The sequence below is a fragment of the Pseudonocardia sp. NPDC046786 genome, assembly GCF_040645415.1.
Classification (GTDB): domain Bacteria; phylum Actinomycetota; class Actinomycetes; order Mycobacteriales; family Pseudonocardiaceae; genus Pseudonocardia; species Pseudonocardia kongjuensis.
Genome location: NZ_JBEYYF010000026.1, coordinates 16,050 through 40,495 on the forward strand (window position 1 = coordinate 16,050; position 24,446 = coordinate 40,495).

General features: G+C 73.9%; 26 protein-coding genes. 17 read left to right on the forward strand and 9 right to left on the reverse strand.

Annotated elements, in window-relative coordinates; all coding sequences use genetic code 11:
* The first annotated feature begins 12 nt into the window (after positions 1-12).
* The 4 genes from prcA (at position 13) to ABZ881_RS25595 (ending at position 2,638) form a co-directional block, all read left to right on the forward strand.
* Entirely contained in the window at positions 13-828 is an 816-nt protein-coding gene (prcA, locus tag ABZ881_RS25580) for a proteasome subunit alpha (RefSeq protein WP_358488146.1), read from the forward strand.
* Positions 825-1,328 carry an SRPBCC family protein gene (locus ABZ881_RS25585; RefSeq protein WP_358488210.1) on the forward strand — a complete coding sequence of 168 codons (504 nt, stop codon included), beginning with the start codon at positions 825-827 and terminating at the stop codon, positions 1,326-1,328. The genes prcA and ABZ881_RS25585 overlap by 4 nt, the downstream gene beginning before the upstream one ends.
* Positions 1,329-1,404: 76 nt before the next feature.
* Positions 1,405-1,584, forward strand: a complete 180-nt coding sequence (locus ABZ881_RS25590; RefSeq protein WP_358488147.1) for a hypothetical protein — start codon at positions 1,405-1,407, stop codon at positions 1,582-1,584.
* A gap of 28 nt (positions 1,585-1,612) precedes the next feature.
* A complete protein-coding gene (locus ABZ881_RS25595; RefSeq protein WP_358488148.1) occupies positions 1,613-2,638 on the forward strand; it encodes an LLM class flavin-dependent oxidoreductase in 1,026 nt (341 codons plus the stop codon).
* On the opposite strand, the gene ABZ881_RS25600 is transcribed toward ABZ881_RS25595, so the two are convergent.
* On the reverse strand, positions 2,607-3,593 hold the full coding sequence (locus ABZ881_RS25600; protein WP_358488149.1) for a LysR family transcriptional regulator: 987 nt from the start codon (positions 3,591-3,593) through the stop codon (positions 2,607-2,609). The genes ABZ881_RS25595 and ABZ881_RS25600 overlap by 32 nt on opposite strands.
* Before the next feature lie 73 nt (positions 3,594-3,666).
* On the opposite strand from ABZ881_RS25600, the gene ABZ881_RS25605 reads away from it, so the two are divergent.
* Complete coding sequence (locus tag ABZ881_RS25605; protein ID WP_358488150.1) at positions 3,667-4,653, forward strand: DMT family transporter; 987 nt, start codon at positions 3,667-3,669, stop codon at positions 4,651-4,653.
* A 9-nt stretch (positions 4,654-4,662) separates the two neighbouring features.
* Here ABZ881_RS25605 and fdhD read toward each other — a convergent pair whose 3' ends face one another.
* Positions 4,663-5,490, reverse strand: coding sequence for a formate dehydrogenase accessory sulfurtransferase FdhD (gene fdhD, locus ABZ881_RS25610; RefSeq protein ID WP_358488151.1), 828 nt, complete (start codon positions 5,488-5,490; stop codon positions 4,663-4,665).
* Positions 5,491-5,579: 89 nt separating this feature from the next.
* Here fdhD and ABZ881_RS25615 point away from each other — a divergent pair, with 89 nt between their 5' ends.
* A complete protein-coding gene (locus ABZ881_RS25615; protein WP_358488152.1) occupies positions 5,580-6,380 on the forward strand; it encodes a molybdenum cofactor guanylyltransferase in 801 nt (266 codons plus the stop codon).
* Between the two features lie 46 nt (positions 6,381-6,426).
* Here the strand turns inward: ABZ881_RS25615 and ABZ881_RS25620 are convergent, their stop codons facing one another.
* Positions 6,427-7,014 carry a TetR family transcriptional regulator gene (locus ABZ881_RS25620; RefSeq protein ID WP_358488153.1) on the reverse strand — a complete coding sequence of 196 codons (588 nt, stop codon included), beginning with the start codon at positions 7,012-7,014 and terminating at the stop codon, positions 6,427-6,429.
* A gap of 47 nt (positions 7,015-7,061) precedes the next feature.
* On the opposite strand from ABZ881_RS25620, the gene ABZ881_RS25625 reads away from it, so the two are divergent.
* Complete coding sequence (locus tag ABZ881_RS25625; RefSeq protein WP_358488154.1) at positions 7,062-7,970, forward strand: SDR family oxidoreductase; 909 nt, start codon at positions 7,062-7,064, stop codon at positions 7,968-7,970.
* 459 nt (positions 7,971-8,429) lie between these two features.
* On the opposite strand, the gene ABZ881_RS25630 is transcribed toward ABZ881_RS25625, so the two are convergent.
* From ABZ881_RS25630 to ABZ881_RS25640, 3 genes are read right to left on the reverse strand one after another with little or no spacing between them, the layout of a single operon-like run.
* The gene (locus tag ABZ881_RS25630) at positions 8,430-9,113 is read right to left on the reverse strand and encodes a methyltransferase domain-containing protein (RefSeq protein WP_358488155.1); all 684 of its coding nucleotides are present in this window, start codon (positions 9,111-9,113) and stop codon (positions 8,430-8,432) included.
* Complete coding sequence (locus tag ABZ881_RS25635; RefSeq protein ID WP_358488156.1) at positions 9,100-10,626, reverse strand: amidohydrolase family protein; 1,527 nt, start codon at positions 10,624-10,626, stop codon at positions 9,100-9,102. Before ABZ881_RS25635 ends, ABZ881_RS25630 begins: the two co-directional genes overlap by 14 nt.
* Positions 10,623-12,200 (reverse strand): phosphatase PAP2 family protein, encoded by a 1,578-nt coding sequence (locus tag ABZ881_RS25640; protein ID WP_358488157.1) that lies wholly within the window; start codon positions 12,198-12,200, stop codon positions 10,623-10,625. Before ABZ881_RS25640 ends, ABZ881_RS25635 begins: the two co-directional genes overlap by 4 nt.
* A 42-nt stretch (positions 12,201-12,242) precedes the next feature.
* On the opposite strand from ABZ881_RS25640, the gene pafA reads away from it, so the two are divergent.
* A complete protein-coding gene (gene pafA, locus ABZ881_RS25645; RefSeq protein ID WP_344017511.1) occupies positions 12,243-13,604 on the forward strand; it encodes a Pup--protein ligase in 1,362 nt (453 codons plus the stop codon).
* 43 nt (positions 13,605-13,647) lie between these two features.
* On the opposite strand, the gene glsA (ABZ881_RS25650) is transcribed toward pafA, so the two are convergent.
* The 3 genes from glsA (ABZ881_RS25650) to ABZ881_RS25660 form a co-directional block, all read right to left on the reverse strand.
* Positions 13,648-14,655, reverse strand: a complete 1,008-nt coding sequence (glsA, locus tag ABZ881_RS25650) for a glutaminase A (RefSeq protein WP_358488158.1) — start codon at positions 14,653-14,655, stop codon at positions 13,648-13,650.
* Between the two features lie 62 nt (positions 14,656-14,717).
* Positions 14,718-15,764, reverse strand: a complete 1,047-nt coding sequence (glsA, locus tag ABZ881_RS25655; RefSeq protein ID WP_358488159.1) for a glutaminase A — start codon at positions 15,762-15,764, stop codon at positions 14,718-14,720.
* An 81-nt stretch (positions 15,765-15,845) separates the two neighbouring features.
* Positions 15,846-16,085 carry a hypothetical protein gene (locus ABZ881_RS25660; RefSeq protein ID WP_344017514.1) on the reverse strand — a complete coding sequence of 80 codons (240 nt, stop codon included), beginning with the start codon at positions 16,083-16,085 and terminating at the stop codon, positions 15,846-15,848.
* 159 nt (positions 16,086-16,244) lie between these two features.
* Between ABZ881_RS25660 and ABZ881_RS25665 the strand changes: the two genes are divergently transcribed.
* The 9 genes from ABZ881_RS25665 to ABZ881_RS25705 all read left to right on the forward strand — a co-directional run bounded on the left by ABZ881_RS25665 (position 16,245) and on the right by ABZ881_RS25705 (position 24,312).
* Positions 16,245-17,234, forward strand: a complete 990-nt coding sequence (locus ABZ881_RS25665) for a WYL domain-containing protein (protein WP_358488160.1) — start codon at positions 16,245-16,247, stop codon at positions 17,232-17,234.
* Entirely contained in the window at positions 17,231-18,223 is a 993-nt protein-coding gene (locus ABZ881_RS25670; protein WP_344017516.1) for a YafY family protein, read from the forward strand. The genes ABZ881_RS25665 and ABZ881_RS25670 overlap by 4 nt, the downstream gene beginning before the upstream one ends.
* Positions 18,224-18,359: 136 nt before the next feature.
* Positions 18,360-18,653: a Sec-independent protein translocase subunit TatA gene (gene tatA, locus ABZ881_RS25675; protein WP_358488161.1), complete on the forward strand. Its 294-nt coding sequence runs from the start codon at positions 18,360-18,362 to the stop codon at positions 18,651-18,653.
* 13 nt (positions 18,654-18,666) lie between these two features.
* The gene (gene tatC / locus ABZ881_RS25680; RefSeq protein ID WP_358488162.1) at positions 18,667-19,692 is read left to right on the forward strand and encodes a twin-arginine translocase subunit TatC; all 1,026 of its coding nucleotides are present in this window, start codon (positions 18,667-18,669) and stop codon (positions 19,690-19,692) included.
* Between the two features lie 108 nt (positions 19,693-19,800).
* The gene (gene pyrH, locus ABZ881_RS25685; RefSeq protein ID WP_358488163.1) at positions 19,801-20,547 is read left to right on the forward strand and encodes a UMP kinase; all 747 of its coding nucleotides are present in this window, start codon (positions 19,801-19,803) and stop codon (positions 20,545-20,547) included.
* 64 nt (positions 20,548-20,611) lie between these two features.
* Complete coding sequence (locus tag ABZ881_RS25690) at positions 20,612-20,713, forward strand: putative leader peptide (RefSeq protein ID WP_358488164.1); 102 nt, start codon at positions 20,612-20,614, stop codon at positions 20,711-20,713.
* Positions 20,714-20,789: 76 nt separating this feature from the next.
* A complete protein-coding gene (locus ABZ881_RS25695) occupies positions 20,790-22,040 on the forward strand; it encodes an ROK family protein (protein ID WP_358488211.1) in 1,251 nt (416 codons plus the stop codon).
* A 344-nt stretch (positions 22,041-22,384) separates the two neighbouring features.
* Positions 22,385-23,344 carry a TauD/TfdA family dioxygenase gene (locus ABZ881_RS25700; RefSeq protein ID WP_358488165.1) on the forward strand — a complete coding sequence of 320 codons (960 nt, stop codon included), beginning with the start codon at positions 22,385-22,387 and terminating at the stop codon, positions 23,342-23,344.
* The gene (locus tag ABZ881_RS25705) at positions 23,341-24,312 is read left to right on the forward strand and encodes a TauD/TfdA family dioxygenase (protein ID WP_358488166.1); all 972 of its coding nucleotides are present in this window, start codon (positions 23,341-23,343) and stop codon (positions 24,310-24,312) included. Before ABZ881_RS25700 ends, ABZ881_RS25705 begins: the two co-directional genes overlap by 4 nt.
* Positions 24,313-24,446: the final 134 nt, after the last annotated feature.

The following is a 24,446-nucleotide window of genomic DNA, read 5'->3' on the forward strand; positions in this document are numbered from 1 at the left end:
GGAGCGCTCCCCATGACGATGCCGTTCTACTCCTCCGTCGACCAGCTGCTGCGCGACCGCTCGGAGCTCGCCCGCAAGGGCATCGCCCGCGGTCGCAGCGTGGTCGTGCTCACCTATGCCGGCGGCGTGCTGTTCGTCGCCGAGAACCGTGGCACCTCGCTGCGGAAGGTCTCCGAGATCTACGACCGGATCGGCTTCGCCGCGGTCGGCCGGTACAACGAGTTCGAGAACCTGCGCACCGGCGGCATCCGGATGGCCGACTACCGCGGCTTCACCTACGACCGGCGGGACGTGACCGGCCGGATGCTGGCGAACGCCTACGCCCAGGCCGTCGGCACCGCATTCGTCGAGCAGCAGAAGCCGTTCGAGGTCGAGCTGTGCGTCGCCGAGGTCGGCGAGCGCCCGGACGGCGACCAGCTGTACCGGATCACCTACGACGGCTCGATCACCGACGAGCCGCGGTTCGTGGTGATGGGCGGCCAGACCGAGCCGATCTCGACCAAGCTGAGCGAGACCTACGAGGCGGGCCTGGAGCTGGAGGCGGCGATCGCCGTCGCGCTCGGTGGTCTGCAGGTGCCGGGCGCCGATCCGGCGTCGGGCGGCAACGGCAGCAACGCCCAGCCCCGGGTGCTCGGGGCGGACGCGCTCGAGGTCGCGGTCCTCGACCGGACCCGGGCCCGCCGCACCTTCCGCCGGATCGACCGGGACGCGCTGGCCGGGCTGCTGCCCGCCGCCAACCGCGGGACCGCGGAGGCGGAGCCGGGTGTCGCCGGCGGTGACGACGCCGCGGCCGCCGAGGGCGCCCTGGACGACGGCGGCGACTCCTGACCCGGTTCTCCGCCACCACCGAGTCCGAGGCGGTCGTCACCGCGGACCGGATGGCGGTGTGGCGGGTGCTGACCGATCCGCGGCTGCTGCCGAAGCTCACCCCGCTGCTGAGCCGGATCGACGCCACCGAGGACGACGAGGGCACCTGGTGGCGCTGGCACATGGTGCAGCTCGCCGTCCTCGGCGTCGGCATCAAGCCGGTGTTCACCGAGCGGATGACCTTCACCGAGGGCAAGCGGATCGAGTTCACGCACGTCCCGCCGCCGGGTGTCACCGAGTGGGCGGGCGCGGAGGGCCACTACGCGCTCACCGACGCCGAGCCGGACGCCGACGGGACGCCCGCCACGCACCTGGAGATCGCCCTGACCCTGGACGTCGACCTGCCGCTGTCCCGGCTGGCGGCCCCGGTCGTGACCCGGACGATGCGCGCGACCATGGACATGACCGGCGACCGGTTCTCGGCGAACCTGCTGCGGCACCTGGATGCCCGGGAGCGCTGACCGCGCGGGCTCGGCGTTCGGCCGCCGGCCGCGAGCCGGGATCGGCCAGGAACCGGATGCGCTCGGTCGCCGGGTTGTGCCGGGTGTTCTGGAACGCGGCGATCCGCCACCGCTGCTGGACCGGATCCGGGTGCCGCTCGGCGAGCTGATGGCCGGGCTCACCGGGCCGGAGCGGGCCGGCGTCGCCCGGTACCTGGCGGTGGCCGAACGCGCGTTCCGCGAGGCACTCGACGAACCCGGTCCACCCCTGGAATGATTGAACGAGCAACTACGTTGGGGCGTGCATGAGCGACTACGTGTTCGGACTGGACACCTTCGGCGACGTTCCGACGGACGACGGGGGCGCGCTGCTCTCGCATCCCCGTGCCATCCGGCAGGTGGTCGACGAGGTGGTGCTGGCCGACGGGGCCGGCGTCGACGTCGTCGCCCTGGGGGAGCACCACCGCCCCGAGTACTCGATCTCCACCCCGGAGACGGTGCTCGCCGGGATCGCCACCCGCACCTCCCGGATCCGGCTGTCCTCCGGTGTGACGGTGCTGAGCTCCGACGACCCGGTGCGGGTCTACCAGCGGTTCGCCACCCTGGACGCGCTCTCCGACGGCCGGGCCGAGGTGATCGTCGGTCGCGGCTCGTTCACCGAGTCGTTCCCGCTGTTCGGCTACGACATGGGCGACTACGAGGTGCTGTTCGACGAGAAGCTGGACCTGTTCGTCACGCTCCTCGACGAGAAGCCGGTCAGCTGGCAGGGCAGCACCCGGGCCGCGCTGGACGGCGTCGAGGTGTTCCCGAGGGCGGGCCGGCGGATCCCGGTCTGGGTCGGCGTCGGCGGCTCCCCGGAGTCGGTCGTCCGCACCGCCCACCACGACCTCGGTCTCATGCTCGCCATCATCGGCGGCCCGCCCCAGCGGTTCGCCGCCTACGTCGACCTCTACCACCGGGCCGTCGAGCAGTTCGGGAACCAGCCGCACCCGGTCGGGATGCACGCGCCGGGCTTCATCGCCGACACCGACGAGGAGGCCCGGGAGATCTTCTACGCGCCGTACAAGGCGCAGATGGACCTGATCGGCGCCCAGCGCGGCTGGCCGCCGATGGAACGGTCGCGGTTCGACGCCGAGATCGAGCAGGGTGCGCTGCACGTGGGCTCCCCGGAGACGGTCGCCCGCAAGATCGCCGACTCGGTGCGCGCGGTCGGTGCCCGGCGCTTCGACCTGATCTACACCGTCGGGCCGCAGCCGGTGTCGGCGCGGCTCAAGGCGGTCGAGCTCTACGGGACCCGGGTCATCCCGATGGTGCGGGAGCTGCTGGCCTGATCCCCGGTGCCGCGCGGTCCGTCCCGGGCCCGGGTCCCGGGTCCGGGGCGGCGGCGACCGCGCGCCCGGCGGCGGCCCGCAGCGCCGCGCCGAGCGCGCGTAACGGCGGCAGCGCGGCGTCCTGCTCGCGGGTCGCCAGCACCAGCGACCGCCCGATCGCCGGGGTGCAGGACAGGAACCGCACCCCGTCCGGCGGTGGGGTGACCGCCACCCCGGGCACCACGGCGACCGCCACCCCGGCCCGCACCAGGGCGAGCTGGGTGGCGAAGTCGGCGAACAGGTAGCGGATCTCGGGCTCGACGTCGTTCGCCCGCAGCAGCTGCACCAGCGCCTCGTACGGCTCGGTGCCGGCCGGGCTGGATGCCCACACCTCACCGGCCAGCTCACCCAGCGGGGCCGGGTCGCACTCGGCGACCCGGTGCCCCTCCGGGACGGCGAGCAGCACCGGCTCGGTGACCAGCGTCGTCACCCGGACCCCCGGCGGCAGCCGGGCCGGCCGGTGCGTCCAGCTCTCCAGGAGCACGGCGTCGAGATCGCGGGAGCGCAGCGCGGGCAGCAGATCGACCACCTCGCCGTCGTGCACGGTGGGCACCAGCCGGGGATGCTCGGCCGCCAGCGCGCCCAGCACCTCGGGGAACAGCGCCCGCAGCGCGGAGGCGACCGAGCCGATCCGCAGCGGCCCGGCCACCTCGTCCTGCAGTGCGGCCAGGTCGCGCTCGGCGTCGGCGACGGCCCCGGCGATCGCCGCGGCGTGCCCGGCGAGGACGTGCCCGGCCGCGGTCAGCCGGATGCCGCGGCCGTCCGGTTCGACCAGCCGGGTGCCCGCCTCGCGTTCGAGCCTGCGCAGCTGCTGGGTGACGGCCGGGCCGGTGATGTGCAGCGCGGCCGCTGCCCCGCCGACCGAACCGTGCTCGGCGACGGCGGCGAACACCCGCAATCGGTCCCAGATAATCACGTAGCCACTCTAACCAGTGCACCACACAAACAGTCATTAGCGCTTCCGGGTCTTGCTGGGGACGCTGGATCACGTGACCGCTCCCGCCGCTTCCCGCACCTCCCCGCCCACGCCGACCGACCCGCGGACCATCGGCGCGCTGCTCGCCGGGGCCGCGGTGCTCGCGTGGACCGGGATCCTGGTCACGCTGACCGGGGCCGACCCGGCGACCGCGTCGTTCTGGCGGTGCGTGCTCGCGCTGGTGGTGCTGGTGCCGTGGGCGCTGGCCGAGTACCGCAGGCACGGCCCGGTGACGGTCGCCGCGGCCGGCTGGGCGCTGCTGTCCGGGGTGCTGCTGGGGGCCGACTTCCTGCTGTGGACCCGGGCGGTGCTCGACGCCGGGTCCGGGATCGCCAACGTCGTGCTCAACGTGCAGGTGCTGGCGCTGCCGCTGATCGCCTTCCTGGTCGCTGGGGAGCGGATGGCGCGCACCCAGCTGCTCCCCGCGCCGGTGCTGCTCGGCGGGATCCTGCTGGCCGGCGGGGTGCTCGGCGCCGGGGCGGGCGGACCGGCCCCGGTCCGCGGTGCGGTGCTCGGCACGCTCGCCGGGATCGCCTACGCCGGGTTCCTGTACCTGAACCGCCAGGTGTCCCGCCGGAACCCGCGGCACCTGGTCACCCCGGTCGCGCTGGCCACCGTCGGTGCGGCGGTGACCTGCGGGCTCGTGGGTGTCGGGGGCGCCGGGATCGCGTTCGACCTGCCCGCCGCGAGCTGGGCCTGGCTGATCCTGCTGGCGCTGGCCGGGCAGGTGGTGGCCTGGGTGCTGATCGGGCGGGGGACCGCCGGGATGGCGTCGGGCACGGCTGGGGCGCTGCTGCTGGTGCACCCGGTGCTGTCGGTGCTGCTGGGCATGCTGGTGCTCGACGAGCGCCCGACCGCCTGGCAGCTCGCCGGCTGTGCGCTGGTGGTGGTCACGGTCGCCGCGGTGGCCCGACCGGCGCGACCGGTCGGAACGGCCCGATCGGTCCGATCTGCCCGGCCGCGGGCCACGCGTACCGCGATCCCGGCCTCGTCGGGCTGACCGGCCGGCTCACAGCTCGATGCGCTGCTCCCCGGTGTAGACGTTGCCGGTGTCGCCGCGCAGGAACCCGACCAGGGTCACGCCGGCCTCGTCGGCCAGCTCGACGGCCAGCGACGACGGTGCGGACACCGCGGCCAGCACGGGCACCCCGGCCATCACGGCCTTCTGGACCAGCTCGAACGACGCCCGCCCGGAGACCATCAGCACGGTCCCCGCGGCGGGCACCCGGCCGTCCATCAGCATCCGGCCGAGCACCTTGTCGACCGCATTGTGCCGGCCCACGTCCTCCCGGGCCACCAGCAGCTCGCCGGTGGCGTCGAACAGCGCGGCGGCGTGCAGCCCGCCGGTGGAGCCGAACACCTTCTGCCGCTCGCGCAGCCGGTCCGGCAGCTCCAGCAGTACGGTGCGGGGGAGCCGCAGCGGATCGGCGGCGGGCGAGTAGCGGGACTTGAGCTTCACCGCGTCCAGCGAGGCCTTGCCGCACACCCCGCACGACGACGTCGTGTAGAAGTTCCGTTCGAGCGACACGTCCGGCGGTTCGACGCCGGGTGCCAGACCGACGTCGAGCACGTTGTAGGTGTTGCGGCCCTGCTCGTCGAGCGAGTCGCAGTAGCGTGCCGTCGACAGGTCGTCGCCGGACCCGATCACGCCCTCGGTGAGCAGGAAGCCGTGCGCGAGCTCGACGTCGTGGCCGGGGGTCCGCATGGTGACCGTCAGCGGCGAGCCGTCCACCCGGATCTCCAGCGGCTCCTCGGCCACCAGCGTGTCCGGGCGCCGGCGGGTGGTGCCGTCGGCGTTGAGCCGCAGTACCGGGCGCCGGACCGTCAACCGTCCCATCTCGTCCTCTCCCTCCGGTCGCGACGGGTCGGGCGGATCGGGTCGCGGCCGGACCCCCAGGGTAGGAGCCCGGCCGTAGGATCGCCCGCGTGCGTGGCTACGGGGGGCGCCGGACGGCGGCCGGGATCGTCCTCGCCGGTGGCCGGTCCTCGCGGATGGGTGTGCCGAAGGCCGATCTCGACTGGCACGGTGCGGCGCTGCTGACCCGGACCGTCGCCGTGCTGTCGCGGGCGGTCGACGGCCCGCTGGTGGTGGTGCGTGCGGCCGGGCAGCCACTGCCGGAGCTGCCCGGCGGCACCGAAGTGCTCGACGACCCGGTGCCGAACCTGGGGCCGCTCCCGGCGATCGGGACCGGGCTGGCCGCCGTCGCGAACCGGGTGGACGTCGCGTTCGTCGCCTCCACCGATCTGCCGCTGCTGCATCCGGCGTTCGCCGCGCGCATGCTGGACCGGCTGGCCGGGCACGACGTCGCGCTGCCGGTCGCACACGGCCACCACCAGCCGCTCGCGGCCGGCTACCGGGCCGCGCTGGCCCCGGTGATCGCGGAGCTGACCGACGCCGGTGAGGGGCGGCCGCCGTCGCTGTTCGCCCGGGTCGGCGTGTGCCGGATCGACGAGGCGTCGCTGCGGTCCGACCCCGTGCTGGCCCGGCTCGATCCGGGGCTGGACTCGCTGGTCAACGTCAACACCGCGGAGGAGTACGCCGCCGCGCTGCGCCGGCCGGCGCCTGCGGTGAAACTGCACGGTGCCGGCGGCACGACGGCGGCCCGGGCGGCGACGGCGGGTGGTCTCGGCGGGCCGGTCGTCGCGGTGGGGGAGACGGTGGCCCCGGCCGGGCCGCTGCCGGCCTGGTTCCCGCTCGTCACCGGCGACGAGCTGCGCATCGGATGACGGTGCGCCCGGGCCGGCGGCCCCGGGTGCCCCGTGATCCGGCGGCTCAGGTCGGGTCCGCGTCGCCGCCGGGGATCCGGAGCACGGCCCGCAGGAACCCGGCCAGCGCGTGCCCGACGTGGTCGGCGACCGGTTCCCGGGGATCGAAGCCCCACCACAGCAGCGTGCCCTGCCAGTAGGTCGCGAGCATCCCGCCGATCCCCGGCGGGGCGCCGGACGTGCCGGCCAGGCAGCCGTCGAGCACCCGGGTGAGCGTGCCGCGCCAGACCGCGCCCCGGGCCCTCACCTCGGGATCGAGCAGGTCCTCGCGCAGGACCAGCAGGGCGTCGGCGTAGCTGTCGATCCCGCCGTACTGCTCCGACAGCCCGGACAGGAAGGCGATCGCGCCGTCCGGGGTCGGCTCGGCCGCGTCGCCGAGCTCGGCGGTGCGGTGCTCCAGCCGGTCCCAGGCGTGCAGCAGCGCCCGGCGCAGCAGGCCGGCCTTGGTTCCGAATCGTTGCACCAGGGTGGCCGGCGCCAGCCCGGCCGCCCCGGCCAGGGCGGCGAAGGTGAGCGCCTGCGGGCCGCGCACGTGCAGGAGGCCCAGCGCGTGGTCGAGGACCTCGGTATCGGACATCAGCTTGTGGCGGGGCATGGCGTCATCGTATATATAAACGAGTATTCGGTTATGAAGGAGGGCGCATGACACTCGCCGGGCGGGTCGCGCTGGTCGCCGGGGCGACCCGCGGAGCGGGGCGCGGGATCGCGGTCGAGCTGGGGGCGGCGGGGGCCACGGTGTACTGCACCGGCCGGACCACCCGCGCGCAGCCGTCCGAGTACGGCAGGCCGGAGACGATCGAGGACACCGCCGACCTGGTCACCGCGGCCGGGGGCACCGGGATCGCGGTCCCCACCGACCATCTCGACCCGGCTGCGGTGGCCGCGCTGGTGGATCGCGTCGAACGCGACCACGGGCGGCTCGACGTGCTGGTCAACGACATCTGGGGCGGTGAGCTGATGGTGGAGTGGGACGTCCCGGTCTGGCAGCACGACCTCGCGAACGGCCTGCGGACGCTGCGCCTGGCGATCGAGACCCACCTGGTGACCGCGCACCACGCCCTGCGGCTGCTGTCGCGCACCCCGGGCGGGCTGGTCGTCGAGGTCACCGACGGCACGGCCGACTACAACGCGCAGAACTACCGGCTCAACGTCTACTACGACCTGGCCAAGGTCGCCCCGATCCGGCTGGCCCGCTCCTGGGCGCACGAGCTGCGCGGGTACGGCGGCACGGCCGTCGCCGTCACCCCGGGGTGGCTGCGGTCGGAGATCATGCTGGAGCACTTCGGCGTCACCGAGGACACCTGGCGGGACGCCCTGGAGCGGGAGCCGCACTTCGCGATCTCGGAGACGCCGCGGTTCGCCGGCCGGGGGATCGCGGCCCTGGCCGCGGATCCGGACCGGCACCGGTGGAACGGGCGGTCCACGTCGTCCGGTGAGCTCGGGCGCGAGTACGGCGTGGACGACCTGGACGGGTCCCGGCCGGACGCGTGGCGGTACGTGGTGCAGGTGCAGGACGCGGGGCTGCCCGCGGACACCACCGGGTACCGGTGAGCGCGGTCCGCCCCGGTCGCGGCGCCTCAGCACCGGCCGGGCGGCGAGCGCCGCGGCCGCGAGCACCGCCACCCCCGCGCAGAACCCGATGCCCGCGGTCCGCAGGTCCCACACCTGGCTCGCCGCGCCCAGCCCGATGATCGGCGCCGAGATCGCGACGTGGAGCACCACGAAGTAGGCCGACGTCACCCCGGCCCGCTGCCGGGGGGCCACCCGGGCGCGTACATCGGGATCGGCATCGTGATCCCGATCATGACCATGGCGAAGGTGGTCGCGAGCCCCCGCGAACGCGGCGGACGGTCTCGGGCGGACGATGGTCGGGGCCTTCCGGGGACGTGGGGTTGCAGGATGCAGCGGGCATGATCCTCGTCCGGTTCCGCCGTCGCCGCCCGGCGGCCCGCCCGGCCGCATCCGGAACGCTCCGTCAGCGTGGCGAACGACGCCCACCGGCCGGGCCGGTCAGGGCCTGCGGCGCAGCACGTGCAGGTCCACCCCGTCCGGCAGCGGCCGGGTCCGCACGATCCACCGGTCCTTGTTCTCCGCCAGCCAGCGGGGCGTCTCCGGCCGCCCGGGATCGGTCAGCCACACCGCGGCCCGCCTGCTGGTCACCCGGGGCAGCAGCGCGGTGAGCGCCGCCGCGGCGGCCGCGCCGTAGAGCACGTCGGAGGCGAGCACCAGGTCCCAGCGGGTGGCGTCGAGTACCGGGTCCCGGCCGTCGAACGAGGCGGCGGCGGTCTCCACCCGCAGCCCGGACCGGCGCGCGTTCGCGGCGGCCCAGGCGACCGCCGCGGGTGACCGGTCGGTCGCGACCACCGGCACCGCGCCGGCCCGGGCGGCGACCAGCGACGGCAGCCCGAGGCCGCAGCCCAGCTCCAGCACCCGGCGTCCGGCCAGCCGGGACGGGCCGGCCCGGTCGACGGTCGTCGCGAGTGCCACGGCGGAGGGCCACAGCCGGGCCCAGTGCGGCGGGTGCAGCTCCTCGACGCCCTCGGCGACGGTGACGGCGTCGAACCCGACCGCGTCCGGGTCGGCCGGGCGGAGCAGGGTCAGCGGCCCGCGGGGGAGCGCGATCCGCTCCAGCACGCCCGGCCCGGTCGGTCCCTGCAGCCCGGGCGACGGTGATGTGCCCTCAGAGCCCGGCACGGTGCGTCCAGCGACCCCCGACCAGCGTCCCGGCGACCGGCATCGCCCGCAGCGTCGCCGGGTCGCACGAGGTCGGGTCCGCGTCGGTGAGCACGAGATCGGCGCGAGCGCCCTCGGTCACGGCCGCGACCGAACCGGGCACCACCCCGAAGGACGCGCCGAGCGCGGTGGCACGGCCGATCTCCTGCTCGGGATGCCAGCTGTCCCGCCCGTCGGCCGACCGGTGCACCGCCGCGGCCAGCGCGACCCACGGGTCGAGCGGGGCGACCGGGGCGTCCGAGCCGAGCGCCAGCCGGGCGCCCGCCCGGTGCAGCGAGGCGAACGCGAACGCCCGCCCGGTGCGGCCGGCCCACAGCCGGTCGGCGACGTCCCGGTCGTCCAGCGCGTGCTCCGGCTGCACGCTGGCGACCAGGCCGAGCGCGGCGAACCGGGGCACGTCGTCGTCGGTGAGCAGCTGGGCGTGCTCGATCCGGCCGCGCGCACCGGTGCCCGCGAACGCGTCCAGCACCAGGGTGTTCGCGTGGTCCCCGATTGCGTGCAGGGCGGCGGTGAGACCCGCCGCGTGCGCCCGGGACAGCAGGGGGAGCAGTTCCTCGGGGGGCACGACCAGCAGGCCGCACGGATGGTCGAGGACCACCCCGGGCGGCGCCGGATAGGGGTCGTAGCAGTAGGCGGTGCGCGTGTTCAGCGACCCGTCGGTGATCACCTTCAGCGGTCCGGCGGTCAGCAGCCCGCCGGTGCCGTCGACGACGTCGCCGGAGCGCAGACCGGTCGCGATCATCGCGTCCAGCCGGTCCGGCCAGACCGACGCCTCGACCCGCAGCCCGGTCACGCCGGCGTCGATCCGCCGCTGCCAGTCCGGCAGCGACCAGGGGGCCTCGAAGTCCACGACGCCGACCACCCCGCGGGCCGACGCCGCCCGCGCGGCCTCGGCGACGAAGCCATCGAGCACGTCGGCCGCCACGTCCTGCAGCGCGACGGTGACCTCGAAGAACTCGGACTCGCGGATCCGGCCGGTCGGATGGCCGGGATGCCCGAACCGGGCCGCCGCGGCGCCGTTGAGCCAGCCCTGGTGCAGGTCGCCGGAGACCAGCACGACCGGGACATCACCCGCCGCGGTCCGGGACACGGCGTCGAGCAGCGAGCGGTGCGCCTCGTCGGGCCACAGCGCGTCCCGGAAGCCGAAGCCGACCAGGACCTCGCCGGGCGCCGGCGGGTCCGTGGCGATCCGGTCGGCGACCAGCGCGGCGCACCGGGCGGCCGACCGGGCCCCGGACAGGTCGAGCCGGCGCCGGGCCAGCGACCACTGCGCCATGTGCACGTGGTGGTCCCACAGCCCGGGCAGCAGCGAGCGGCCGTCGCACTCGACGGTCTCGATCCGGGTGCCGGCCGGTTCGAGCCCGCGCCCGACCGCAGCCACCCGGTGCCCGGACAGCAGCACGTCCACCGGCTCGCCGAGGCCGTCGCAACCGGGCAGCAGCGGGCGGACCGACCGCAGCAGCAACGGCGTCATCCCTGGTAGGGGCGGTCGCGGCCGGTCCAGCGGTCCTCGTCGCGCCGGTAGACCGGGATGGGCCGCTCGGCGACCCGGAACGTGTAGCGGCCGGCCTCCTCGACCACCTCGCCGTCGGTCGCCAGCATGCTCGGCTCGAGCAGCTCCACGTCCAGGCGCGGCACCTCGCGCTGGTGGTAGACCCGGCTGTGGCCGAGCGCGCCCAGGATCAGCGCCAGCACCACCCGCAGCCGGGAGAACCGCACGTCGGCGCGCAGCCAGCGGATGTCCAGCAGGCCCGAGTCCAGCGTCGGCCGCCAGGCCGGCACGGCACCGCGCGGGTGGTAGGGGCCGTTGCCGACGAACAGGAACCACACCTTGTACCAGCGGTCGTCGATCTTGACGCTGATCTTCTCCGAGCGCCGCAGCACCGTGATCAGTGCCGCCGCGAAGGCCGGCCACTTGCCGTAGCGCGGCTGCCACTGCTCGCGCAGCCGCACCAGCTCCGGGTAGGAGCCGATCGAGGCGGTGTTGATGAAGTAGCGGGTGCGGGTGACCGAGGCGTCCTCCGGATCGTCCAGCCGCCCCGGGTGCGCCTCGACGAGTGCCAGGTCGACGGCGACCGCCTCACCGGCCTGGGTCGCGTCCACCGCCTCCTGGGTGTCGTAGACGCCGACGTCACGGGCGAAGTGGTTCAGCGTGCCGCCCGGGACGACGACCAGCGGCAGCCCGTACCGGTCGGCCACCGCCGCGGCGGTCGCCACCGTGCCGTCCCCGCCGGCCACGCCGACCGCGCGCACCCACTGCCCGCGCTGCGCGATCGCGTCCTCCAGCATGTCCTCGACCTTCAGCCCGTCACCGACGACGAGATGGTGCGCGGCGGGCAGCCGCTGCCGGACCTCGTCGGAGACGTCGTGGTCGGGCGGCCCGGAGAACGGGTTGGACACGATGACCAGGCCGTCGCCGTGCGGCAGCACCGGCACCGTGTCGATCGGCCGGGCCCGCGCCTCGTCGCTCGGCCGGACCGGCCACCAGCGGCGGGTCAGCTGCGCGACGCCGGTCCCGACGGCGGCGCCGGCCAGCACGTCGGAGGTCCAGTGCACCCCGACGTGCACCCGCGACCAGCCGACCAGCGCGGCCAGCGGCACCACCACCGGCGCGGCCCGCCGGTGCTCCAGCACCACCGCGGTGGCGAACGCGGCGGCCGACGCCGCGTGCCCGGACGGGAACGACGACGACGACGGCGGGTCGCTCACCGTCCGGTACACCGGGAGCCCGGCCGCGGCCGGCCGGCGCCGGGGCAGCAGCGGCTTGAGGACCGCGTTCGCGGTGAGGCTGGTCAGCGCGATCGACGCGACGCCGCGCAGCGCCGCCTTGCGGCTCGCCCCGCGCCGCGCCGCCAGGATGCCGGCGACGGCGAACCACAGCAGGCTGTGATCGGCCGACCGGGTGAGACGGCGCAGCGTGGTGTCCACCCGGCTCGGCGGGCGGCTCGCGATGAAATCGGTGATGCCCTGGTCGACCTGCGAGACCGTCGCGATACCCCCGTCCACCCGGCGGGACCGACGTGCGACGCGCTCGAACCATCCGCTCACAACACTGACAGTAGAGGGGGTCGGGCGCCTACCCTGAAGGGCATGCAGCGTCGGATCTTCGGGATCGAGACGGAGTTCGGTGTCACGTGCACCTTCCACGGGCAGCGCCGTCTGTCCCCGGACGAGGTGGCCCGCTACCTGTTCCGGCGGGTCGTGTCGTGGGGCCGTTCCTCCAACGTCTTCCTCCGCAACGGTGCCCGTCTCTACCTCGACGTCGGTTCCCATCCCGAGTACGCCACCGCCGAGTGCGACTCGCTGACCCAGCTCGTCGCGCACGACAAGGCGGGCGAACGCATCCTCGAGGACCTCCTGGTCGACGCCGAGCGCCGGCTGGTCGACGAGGGCATCGGCGGTGACATCTACCTGTTCAAGAACAACACCGACTCGGCCGGCAACTCCTACGGCTGCCACGAGAACTACCTGGTCGCCCGGCAGGGCGAGTTCTCCCGGATCGCCGACGTGCTGCTGCCGTTCCTGGTCACCCGGCAGCTGATCTGCGGCGCCGGGAAGGTGCTGCAGACCCCGCGCGGCGCGGTGTACTGCCTGTCCCAGCGGGCCGAGCACATCTGGGAGGGCGTCTCCTCGGCGACCACCCGGTCCCGCCCGATCATCAACACCCGCGACGAGCCGCACGCCGACGCCGAGCGCTACCGCAGGCTGCACGTCATCGTCGGCGACTCGAACATGTCCGAGGTCACGACCCTGCTCAAGGTGGGTTCGGCGACCCTGGTGCTGGAGATGATCGAGGCGGGCGTCCAGTTCCGGGACTTCACCCTGGACAACCCGATCCGGGCGATCCGGGAGATCAGCCACGATCTGACCGGCCGCCGCCCGGTCCGGATGGCCGGCGGCCGGGAGGCCAGCGCGCTGGACATCCAGCGCGAGTACCACGCCCGCGCCGTCGAGTACCTGCAGAGCCGCGGGCACGAGGACAAGGTGATGGAGCGGGTCGTCGAGCTCTGGGGCCGCACACTGGACGCGGTCGAGCAGCAGGACCTCTCGCTGATCGACCGCGAGATCGACTGGGCGATCAAGCACCGGCTGGTCGAGCGGTACCGCAACAAGCACGACATGGAGCTGTCCAGCGCCCGGATCGCCCAGCTCGACCTGGCCTACCACGACGTGCGGCGCGGCCGCGGGCTGTTCGACATGCTCCAGCGCAAGGACCTGGTGGACCGGGTGACCGACGACGGCGAGATCGAGGCCGCCAAGGACACCCCGCCGCAGTCCACCCGGGCCAAGCTGCGCGGCGACTTCATCGCCGCCGCCCAGGCCGCCGGCCGCGACTTCACCGTCGACTGGGTGCACCTGAAACTGAACGACCAGGCCCAGCGGACCGTGCTGTGCAAGGACCCGTTCCGGGCCGTCGACGAGCGGGTGGACCGGCTGATCGCCTCGCTGTAGCCGCGCTGCGGGTGGCCGCCGCGGCGGCCACCCGCAGCAGGGTTCAGGACTGGATGCTGTCCGGCTGCGCGACCCGCCCGAAGCGGGACTCCGACGGATCGGCGAACACGTGCAGGCCGAACCGGCGGGACAGCTCCCGGCAGACGGCCACGCCGCGCACCGAGTTGCCGTGCCGGTCCAGCCCGGGGGAGTAGACGCCCAGGCCGAAGTACCGCGGCAGGGTCCCCATGATCCCGCCGGACACCCCGCTCTTCGCCGGGATGCCGACGTCGTGCGCCCACTCGCCGGCGGCGTCGTACATGCCGCACATGCTCATCACGCTGATCACCGTGCGCAGGTGCTCGCGGTGCAGCGCCGTCTCGCCGGTCAGCGGGTTGACGCCGCCGTTGGCCAGGGTCGCCGCCATCACCGACAGCTCCGGCGTGGTGACCGTGATCGAGCAGGCCGACAGGTAGACGAACAGGTTGTCGTCGATGTCGCCGTGCAGCATGCCGAGGCTGCGCATCAGGTACGACAGGCCCAGGTTGCGGTCGTTGGAGACCAGCTGCTCGTCCAGGATCTGCTGGTCGACGGCCAGCTCCGGGTTGCCCGTGTAGGCCCGGTAGCGCTCCAGCAGCCGGGCGACGCGCTCCTCCTTCGACGACCCCTCGACCAGGTTCGCCGCGACCAGCGCGCCCGCGTTGATCATGGGGTTGAACGGGCGGTTGTGCACGTCGTCGAAGGTGATGGAGTTGAACGGGTCCCCGGAGGGCTCCACGCCGACGGCGTCCAGGGTGGCGTCCAGCCCGTTGTCCTCCAGGGCGAGCCCGTAGGTGAACACCTTGGAGATCGAGTGCAGCGGGAACCGGATGTCGCAGTCACCGACCCGCCACTGGGTGCCGTCGATGTTGGTCCCGGCGAGCCCGAACTCGTCGGCGCGGGCCTCCATCTCGGCCGGGTAGTAGCTGACGACCTCCTCGCCGGGCAGCAGGCTCCCCCGGCCCGCGGTGCAGGTGTTGCGCAGGTCCTCGAGCTGCTCCTGGACCAGCTCGCGTTCCTTCTGGGCGACCATGTCGTCCCTCCCCGTCGACGATGTGGACCACCGCAACGTAGAGGTCCGGCGGCCGGCTCGCGCTACAGCCCCTCCGGCAGCCAGCCGTCCCCGGACGGGTACATCTCGGTGGCGTCGTCCCGACGGCCCGGTCGCACGATCCGGCCCAGCCGGGACTCCGACGGATCGGCGAACACGTGCAGCCCGAACCGGTCCGACAGCGCCCGGCACACCGCGACCCCGCGGGCGGAGTTGCCGTGCCGGTCCAGGCCGGGGGAGTGCACGCCGACCCCGATGGCGTCCGGGATGACGGCCAGGATCGCACCGGACACGCTGGACTTGGCCGGGATGCCGACGTCGTAGTGCCACTGCCCGGCGGCGTCGTACATGCCGCACATGCTCATCACGCTGAGCACGTCGCGGGTGTAGGTGCGAGGCAGCGCCGGGACGCCGGTGAACGGGTTGGCGCCGCCGCGGGCGATGGTGGCGGCCATCGTCGAGAGCTCGACGCTGCTGACGCACACCGAGCAGGCCGCCAGGTACACGTAGAGGTTGTCCTCGATGTTGCCGTGCAGCATGCCGAGGCTGCGCATGAGGTAGGACAGCGAGACGTTGCGGTCGTTGGAGACGAGCTGCTCGGCGAGGATGTCCTCGTCCACGGTGAGATCGGGGTTCCCGGCGTAGATCCGCAGCCGGGTGAGCAGCCGCTCGACCTTCTCCTCCTTGGTCGAGCCGTGCACGAGGTTCACCGCGACCAGCGCCCCGGCGTTGATCATGGGGTTGAACGGGCGGTTGTTGACCTCGTCGAAGCTGATCGAGTTGAACGGGTCGCCGGAGGGCTCCACGCCGACCCGGAGCATGACCTCCTCGCGGCCGTTGTCCTCCAGGGCGAGGCCGTAGGTGAACACCTTCGAGATGGAGTGCAGCGGGAACCGGACGTCGGCGTCGCCGACCTGCCACTGGGTGCCGTCGACGTCGGTGGCGGCGATGCCGAACACGTCGGCGCGGGCCGCCATCGACGGCGGGTAGTAGGAGACCACCCGGCCGTCCGGGATGCCGCCGGGGCGGCCGACGACCTGGTGCAGCTCCTCGAGCTGCTGCTGGACGATCTCGCGCTCGGTCTGCTCCATCCGCCCCCTCCGCCGTCGCTCGGCGCGGGGGCCCGTCCCGCCGCGACCGGTGCGCAGCGGAACCTAGATCACGCGGACGGCTCACTCGATGCCGGGCATGATCCTCCGCCGGAGCTCGGCCAGCTCGTCCTGCACCTCCGGGTCCGCGGGGCCGGCCTTCTCCGGGGCCGGTGCGATCCCCATCGCGCGCAGCAGCCCGGTCGCCGCGGCCGCCGGGTCGCCGGTCTCGCCGAGGACCGGGTGCAGCCCCTGTTCGGCGAGATGGTGGAACACCAGGTTCACCACGGTCCACGGGTTGTACGTCTCCTGGTCGGGCGTCACGGGGCCACCTCCACGTCCGGCGTCGTCGCCGCCGACGAGCCTTTCCCCAACACGCAGGGCCGTCAACAGCCCTGTCGCAGGATGAGACACCCGGTCGCGCCCGGTCCGGTGTGTCCGGGGCGACCGGTGCGGGCGGGTGCGCGCGGATACGATGCCGGGGTGTCCTCCGCCCGCGCCGAGCGACTGGTGAACCTGGTGCTCTGCCTGATGTCGACGCGGCAGTTCCTGTCCGCGGAACGGATCCGGGCGACCGTGCCGGGCTACGCCGAGGCGGCGAGCGACGAGGCGTTCTTCCGGATGTTCGAGCGGGACAAGGCGGAGCTGCGCGAGCTGGGCGTGCCGCTGGAGACCGGGCAGAACTCGGTGTTCGACACCGTCGAGGGTTACCGGATCGCCCGCGCCGACTACGAGCTGGGCGAGATCGAGCTGACGCCGGACGAGGCGACCGTGGTGGCGCTGGCCGGGAACCTGTGGGACTCCCCGGAGCTGGCCGGTGCCGCGCACGGGGCGCTGGTGAAGCTGCGGGCGGCCGGGGTGGAGGTCGCGGAGAACCCGGCGGCGACCGTCCGGACCGGCCTGCACGCCGGCGAACCGGCGCTCGCGCCGCTGCTGGCGGCGACCCGGACCGGGCGCGCGGTGCGGTTCGCGCACCGCCGCGGCGGGCCGGCCGGCGAGCCGGTCCTGCGCGAGGTGGAGCCCTGGGGGGTGGTCTCCTTCCGCGGCCGCTGGTACCTGGTGGGGCACGACCGCGGCCGGGACGACGTGCGCTGCTTCCGGCTGTCCCGGATCCACGGCGAGATCCGGACGACCGGGCCGGAGGGCGCGGTGCGGGTGCCGGACGGGATCGACCTGCGGGAGATCGTGCGCCGCTCCGCGGGGCCGCCGCCGGTCTCGGGCACGGCGCGGGTCTGGGTGGCCGGTGGCCGGGCCGCCGGGCTGCGCCGGCTGGGCCGCGAGATCGGCCCGGCCGAGCACGCCGGGCGCGCCGGGATCGAGATCGAGCTGGACGTGCGGGACCGGGAGACGGTCGCCCGCTGGCTGGCCGGGCACGGGCCGGACGTCGCCGTGCTGGACCCGCCGGAGCTGGCCGGTGCGGTCCGCGCGCTGTGGGCGGGCGCCGCGGACCTCGCGACCGGGGCCGCCCGGTGACCCGGCACGGCGTCGCGCAGCGGCTGCCCCGGCTGCTGTCCCTGGTGCCCTACCTGCGGGCCCGGCCCGGGGTGCCGGTCGCCGAGGCGGCCGCCGACTTCGGCGTCGACGAGAAGCAGCTGCGCCGCGACCTGGAGCTGCTCTGGATGTGCGGGCTCCCCGGCTACGGCCCCGGGGACCTGGTCGACCTGTCGTTCGCCGGGGACACGGTGGACGTCGTGTTCGACGCGGGCCTGACCCGGCCGCTGCGGCTCACCACCAGCGAGGCGACGGCGCTGCTGGTCGCGCTGCGGGAGCTGCACCAGGCGCCGGGCGTGGTCGACTCGGACGCCGTCGCCCGGGCGATCGGCAAGATCGAGGCCGCGGTCGGGACGGCGGGGGAGCGGGCCGGCGTGGTGAGCGTCGAGTCCGGGACCGCGGACCGGGAGACCACCGCGGTCGTCCGGGGCGCGCTGGACCGCGGGCGCGCCCTGCGCATCGTCTACTTCACCGCGGGCCGGGACGCGGTGTCCCGGCGCGACGTGGACCCGATGCGGCTGGTCGTCGCCGAGGGCCGCGGCTACCTGGAGGCGTGGTGCCGGCGGGCGGCGGGCGTCCGGATGTTCCGGCTGGACCGGGTCGAGCAGGCCGAGGAGCTCCCGGAGCCGGCCCGCCCGCACCCGGAGGCCGAACCGACCGACGTCACGCACGGCCTGTTCAGCCCGCGCTCGGAGCACCGGCACGCGGTGCTGGAGCTGGACCCGCAGGCGCACTGGGTGGCCGAGTACTACCCGGTGGACGACGTGCGGGCCCCGGAGCCGGGAGCCGACGGCCCGGCGCCCGGGCCCGGCGGTGTGCTGCGCGTGCTGATCCGGTTCGCCGACCCGGACTGGCTGGTCCGGCTGGTGCTGGGGCTGGGCGGGCGGGCCCGGATCGTCGAGCCCGCCGAGCTGGCCACGGCGGTGCGCGAGCGCGCACGGGAGGCCCTCGCGATGACTGACGGAGCGTGACAGTACGATCACGTTCGGCTTCGTCGCGGGGACGTGAACTCGCGATGACGATCGCTTGGTTCATGCCGGGCACACAGGGACGGCACAGGTGCCGTGCGTAGACTCGGCCAGGTCGAGATCGACGGAGGTTGACACCATGCCCGGTGGCTACGAGTGGCTCATCATCATCGCGGTGCTGCTGCTGCTGTTCGGCGCGAAGAAGCTCCCCGAGATGGCGCGTTCGGTCGGCCAGTCCGCCCGCGTGTTCAAGGGTGAGATGAAGGGCCTCAAGGAGGACGACGCCCGCGCGTCGGGCACCGAGAAGGCCACCGCAGACACCCCCGGCACGACCACCGCACAGGCCGTGCCGCAGGAGCTCCCGGCCGCACAGCGCCAGGGCGAGCCGTCCGCGCAGCAGCCGCAGGAGCGCGGCGCGGGTTCCACGAACTGAGGTATCCAGCGCCGTGAAGTCACCGTTCCGTCGGAAGCGCACCGTCAATCCCGACGGGACCATGACGCTGATCGAGCATCTCTACGAGCTGCGCAACCGGCTCGGGATCTCGCTCGCCGCGATCGCGGTGACCACGGTGTTCGGCTACATCTGGTTCGAGGTGTCGTTCTTCGGCTGGTCCAGCCTGGGCGAGCTGCTCAAGGAGCCGTACTGCTCGCTCCCGGCGACCGCGCGGGCGTCGTTCAACGCCGACCCGAACTCGTGCACGCTGCTCGGCACGACGCCGTTCGACCAGTTCATGCTGCGGCTGAAGGTCGGCGCGACGGCCGGGGTGATCCTGGCCTGCCCGATCTGGCTCTACCAGTTCTGGGGCTTCATCACGCCGGGGCTGCTGAAGAAGGAGCGGCGCTACGCGCTGAGCTTCGTCTCGGTGGCGGCGCTGCTGTTCGTCACCGGCGCCGTGCTCGCCTACCTGATCATCCCGCAGGCGCTCGGCTTCCTGCTGACCATCGGTAGCGAGATCCAGACGACGGCGCTGACCGGCTCGTCGTACTTCTCGCTGGTCGTCAACCTGATCGTCATCTTCGGCGTCAGCTTCCTGATCCCGCTGGTCGTGGTGGCGCTCAACGCCGCCGGGGTGGTCACCTACGCGGCGCTGGCGAAGGCCCGCCGCGGCCTGGTCTTCGGCCTGTTCGTGTTCGCCGCGATCGCGACGCCCGGGCAGGACCCGATCTCGATGCTCGCCCTGGCGTTCGCGCTGACGCTGCTGTTCGAGGGCGCGATCCAGATCTGCCGGTTCAACGACCGCCGCAAGGCCCGCCGGCGGGTCGAGGAGGGCTGGGACGGGCTCGACCCGGACACCCCGTCGCAGATCGACACCACGCCGTCCCGGCTCGACGGGCCGTCCCGGATCGACGAGCCGTCCGACGCCGCGGGCAGCACCCGGACCGCCGCGCCGCCGGTGGCGACCCGCCCGCCGGACCCGACGCCGCCGCAGCGCCGTGACGACCCGGCCCCCGGCTACGACGACATCACCTGAGCCCTCCGCACCGTGTCCCCCCGCACCGCGGGTGGTCGCGGACACGTCCGTAGGCTCGTCCCGGACCGGGATCGGCGGGCAGGACAGGCGAGGAGTGGGTCGGGGCGCATGAAGTACAACCGGGTGGTCATCAAGCTCAGCGGGCAGGCGATGGCCGGTGACGACGGCTTCGGCTTCTCGGCCCCCGCGCTGACCCACCTGGCGTCCCAGATCCAGCAGGTCCGCGCGCTGGGCGTGCAGATCGCCGTGGTCGTCGGCGGCGGCAACGTGTTCCGCGGGAACCGCTCCGACTCCTGGGGCATCGACCGCGTCGAGGCCGACAACATCGGCATGCTCGGCACCGTCATCAACAGCCTGCTGCTGCGCGGCAAGCTCTCCGCCGGCGGCGAGGACAACGTCCGGGTGATGACCGCGATCCCGATCAACGCGGTCGCCGAGCCGTTCCTGCGGCTGCGCGCCAAGCGGCACCTGGACAAGGACGCCATCCTGATCTTCTCCGGCGGGAACGGGCAGCCCTTCATCACCACCGACTACCCGAGCGTGCAGCGGGCGCTGGAGATCGGCGCGGACGCCCTGCTCGTCGCCAAGCACGGCGTCGACGGCGTGTACGACACCGATCCGCGCAAGGATTCCGACGCCCGCCGCTACGAGCGGCTGCCCTACGACGAGGTGCTCTCCCGCCGGCTCGCCGTGATGGACCAGACCGCGTTCATCCTGGCCCGTGACCACGGTCTGCCGCTGCACGTGTTCGACATCGAGAAGGACGGCCTGATGGCTGCGATCTGCCGTGGTGAGCACCACGGGACCGAGATCAACTCCGACATCGTGGAGCCGGAGTTCGCGCAGGACGTGTGAGCGGCGGCCCGGTGTGAGGGCACTCACTGGTCTCACTCGTCCGGGTTTGTCACCATGAACCACGATGGGCCAGTCCGCGACGTTCCGTGAACGCCGTCATGTCGATCTCCGTCGGCAGGCGAGCGCGATCTGTGGTGGGCACGGCCGGGATCGGGGCGCCTGCTGAACCGGGCGGCGTCCGGTCGGGCCGTGCGCGACCGGTAGCCACCACACCGCGCCCCCGGAGACCCGCCATGCCAGCGCTGCGTCCTCGCCCCGCCACGCGCCCGTCGTCCGCCGCGACCGTCCGAACCGGGCGCCGCGGAACGAACGCCTCCACGGTCCTCCGCTGCATCCTCGAGGACGGCCCGGTGGCGCGCAGTACGATCGCCCGCCGCACCGGACTGAGTGCCGCGGCGGTCACTCGCCTCTACCAGGATCTGGCGGCCCGCGGGCTGGTCCGGGAGCTGCCGGTGCGAGCCCCGCGCCCGGGTCTGGGCCGGCCGCACGAGCCCGTCGACATCGACGAACGGCACGTGGTCGCCGCGGGCGTGCACGTCGCCGTCCCGCACACCACGCTCGCCCTGACCGACCTGCGTGGCCGGGTCCTGGCCCGGGACGTGCTGCCGCACGGTGCGACCGGCGCGACGGGGACGCTCGCGCGGGCGGCCGACCGTCTCGCGGGGATGCTCGGCACCGTGGGGGCCGGCCGCCGGCTGCTCGGGATCGGGCTGGCCAGCGGCGGCCGGGTCGACAACGCGTCCGGCGACATCGTCTTCCACAACCAGCTCGGCTGGCGCGACGTCCCGGCCGGGCGCCTCCTCGCCGACCGGCTCGGGGTACCGGTCGTGGTGGAGAACCACGCGCACGCCCTGACCCGGGCCGAGCTGCTGTTCGGAGCTGCCCGTGAGCGGGCCCGCCGCAGCGCCGTCACCCTGTTCGTCGGGAACATGCTCGACGCGGCCCTGACCACCGGCGGCGTCGTCCACCACGGGCCGGGAACGACGGCCGGGGAGATCGCACACCTGCCGCTCGGTGAGCCCGCCGACCACTGCTCGTGCGGCCGGAACGGTTGCCTGCAGGCGACGGTCTCGGACCGCGCGATGGGGGAACGCGCCGCCGCGGCCGGCATCATCGGCGCACCGTCGTTCGATGCCCTGCTGGGCGCGGCCCGGGCTGGCGATCGGGCTGCCGTGGATCTGTTCCGCCTCCGCCTGCGGTTGATCGGCCGGGCCGCTGCGGTCCTGCTGGACCTGGTGAACCCGGACGTGCTGTTCGTCGTCGAGGGCGGGACCGGGCTCGTGCCCGAGCTCGCACCGCAGCTGCTCGCGGAGCTGCACGCGGAGGTCGCGGGCCGATCGTCCGCCTGTCCGGATCCCCGGTCGGTGGTGGTGCCGGGCAGCTTCGGAGCGGACGTGCTCGCGGTCGCGGGCGGGGCGTCCGTGCTCGACCGGGTGCACAGCGATCCGCTGGGGTCGCCGGTCCTGGACCTGCGCCATTCCACCGCGAGTTAATTTCATAAATCGCAAAATTGACAGCTGGGTTCGCACGACGCAGGATCGAGTGGTGAGCATTCCGGCCGACCGCGGCACCCACAGCACCCACCGGTGTTGTGCCCGCTGCGACTGTCGCCGCTCCCGCCGCGCCTGAACGGACTCAGGTAGAGGTCTCCTGCGCTGGTCAGCGCCACTGCCAGAGGTTATCCGGTTTCTCCCTTCCGCATCGCGGGCAGAGCCGCCCGATCTGCGGACCTCGTCTCCGGACGGTGCCCCCGGAAATGTCGTCCGGCCGCTCCGTCGTCCTTTCCTGCCCATTTCCGGATACGTCTCCGGAAATCCTGTCCACTCCGAGGAGCATCATGTCCGTCACCACTGAACGTCCGGAAACCACACCGGGCATCGAGGTCCACCCGGCCGCGGGCCACATCGGCGCCGAGATCCGCGGCGTCGACCTGCGCCAGGAACTGGACGACCGGACGGTCGCCGGTGTCCGCGCCGCGCTGCTGCGGCACAAGGTCCTGTTCTTCCGGGACCAGCCGATCGACCACGACCAGCAGATCGCCTTCACCGCACGCTTCGGGAAGGTCACCCCGGCCCACCCGTACAGCTACGACAACGGTGCCGCCGGGCAGACCCACCCGGAGATTCTCGCCGTCGACAGCAGGCTCTACGCGGCCCGGGCCGGCACCAAGCGCTACAGCTACGCGAGCTTCTGGCACACCGACGTCGCCGCGCTGGTCAATCCGCCCGCGGCGACGGTGCTCCGCTCCGAGATCGTGCCGCCGTACGGCGGTGACACCACCTGGACCAACCTGGTCGCCGCCTACCAGGGGCTGCCCGAGCCGCTGCAGCGCTTCCTCGACGGCCTGCGGGCCGAGCACCGGTTCGGCGGCCGGACACCGCGCTGGGAGAGCGGCAGCGAGTCGGAGCGGCTCGTCGCGCAGACCCCGATCGTCTCCGAGCACCCGGTGGTCCGGGTGCACCCGGAGACCGGCGAGCGGGCGCTGTTCGTCTCGCCCGGGTTCACCAGCCGGATCGTCGGGCTCAGCGCCTCGCAGAGCGACCGGCTGCTGGACCTGCTCTTCGAGGAGATCACCAACCCGGCCTACACGGTGCGCTTCGGCTGGAAGCCGGACAGCATCGGGTTCTGGGACAACCGGGTCACCGCGCACCTGGCCCCGACCGATCTCGACCATCTCGACGTCACCCGGGTCCTCTACCGCACCACCATCGAGGGCGACATCCCGGTCGGTGTCGACGGCACACCGTCGCGGTCGATCTCCGGCGAGGCGTTCCGTGCCGTGGCGGCCGGGTCGTGAGCGTCGAGGGGGGCACCCACACCCAGGCCCCCGTGGTGCGCCGGGTGGCCGGGCACATCGGGGCCGACGTCGCCGGCGTGGACCTGGCCGCGCCGCTGGGTGACCAGGCGGTCCGGACCCTCACCGAGGCACTGCACCGGCACAAAGTGCTCTTCTTCCGGGACCAGCGGCTCGACCACGCCGCCCAGGTCGCCTTCGGCCGGCAGTTCGGCGAGCTCACCCACGCCCACCCGCACGAGGACGCGCCACCGGAGGACCAGCCGGAGATCCTGACCATCGACCCGCGGCGCTACACCGCGAAGTACGGCGAGGAGTTCCGCGCCGAGCAACGCCGCCGCTACAGCTACTACGCGGGTTGGCACACCGACGTCACCGCCTCGGTCAATCCGCCGGCGGCGTCGATCCTGCGCGCCGAGGTGGTTCCCGAGTTCGGCGGCGACACCACCTGGACCAACCTGGTCGCCGCCTACCAGGGGCTCTCCGAGCCGGTCCGGGCGTTCGTGTCGACCCTGCGCGCGGTGCACCGGTTCGGCGGTGAGGAGGGTGTCCGCGGCGATCGCTACCGACGCCGGATCGAGGACAACCTGCTGCTCGCCGAGCACCCGGTGGTGCGGGTCCACCCGGTCACCGGGGAGCACGGCCTGTTCGTCAACCCGGGATTCACCAGCCACGTCGTCGGCCTGGCGCCGCGGGAGAGCAAGGCCGTGCTCGACCTGCTCTACGCCGAGCTGGCCCGGCCCGAGTACACCGTCCGGTTCCGCTGGGAACCCGGCAGCGTCGCGTTCTGGGACAACCGGGCGACCGCCCACCTCGCCCCGACCGACCTCGACCACCTCGACGTCCGGCGGACCCTGCACCGGATCACCCTCGTCGGCGACGTCCCGGTCGGGCCGGACGGCCGCGAGTCCGACCTGCTCGCCGGGACACCGTTCACGGCGACCCGCACCGAGGTCGTCGTCTCCGGCTGAGCCCCGCATCCCGCCGACACACCCGGGGTGGGTGCGCGCTCCCCGCGCACCCACCCACCCGTCCCCGAGAAGGAATCCCGTGTCCCTCCCCTCCCGCCCCCACCAGCCCGCCCACCGGGCCGGCCGCGGACTGC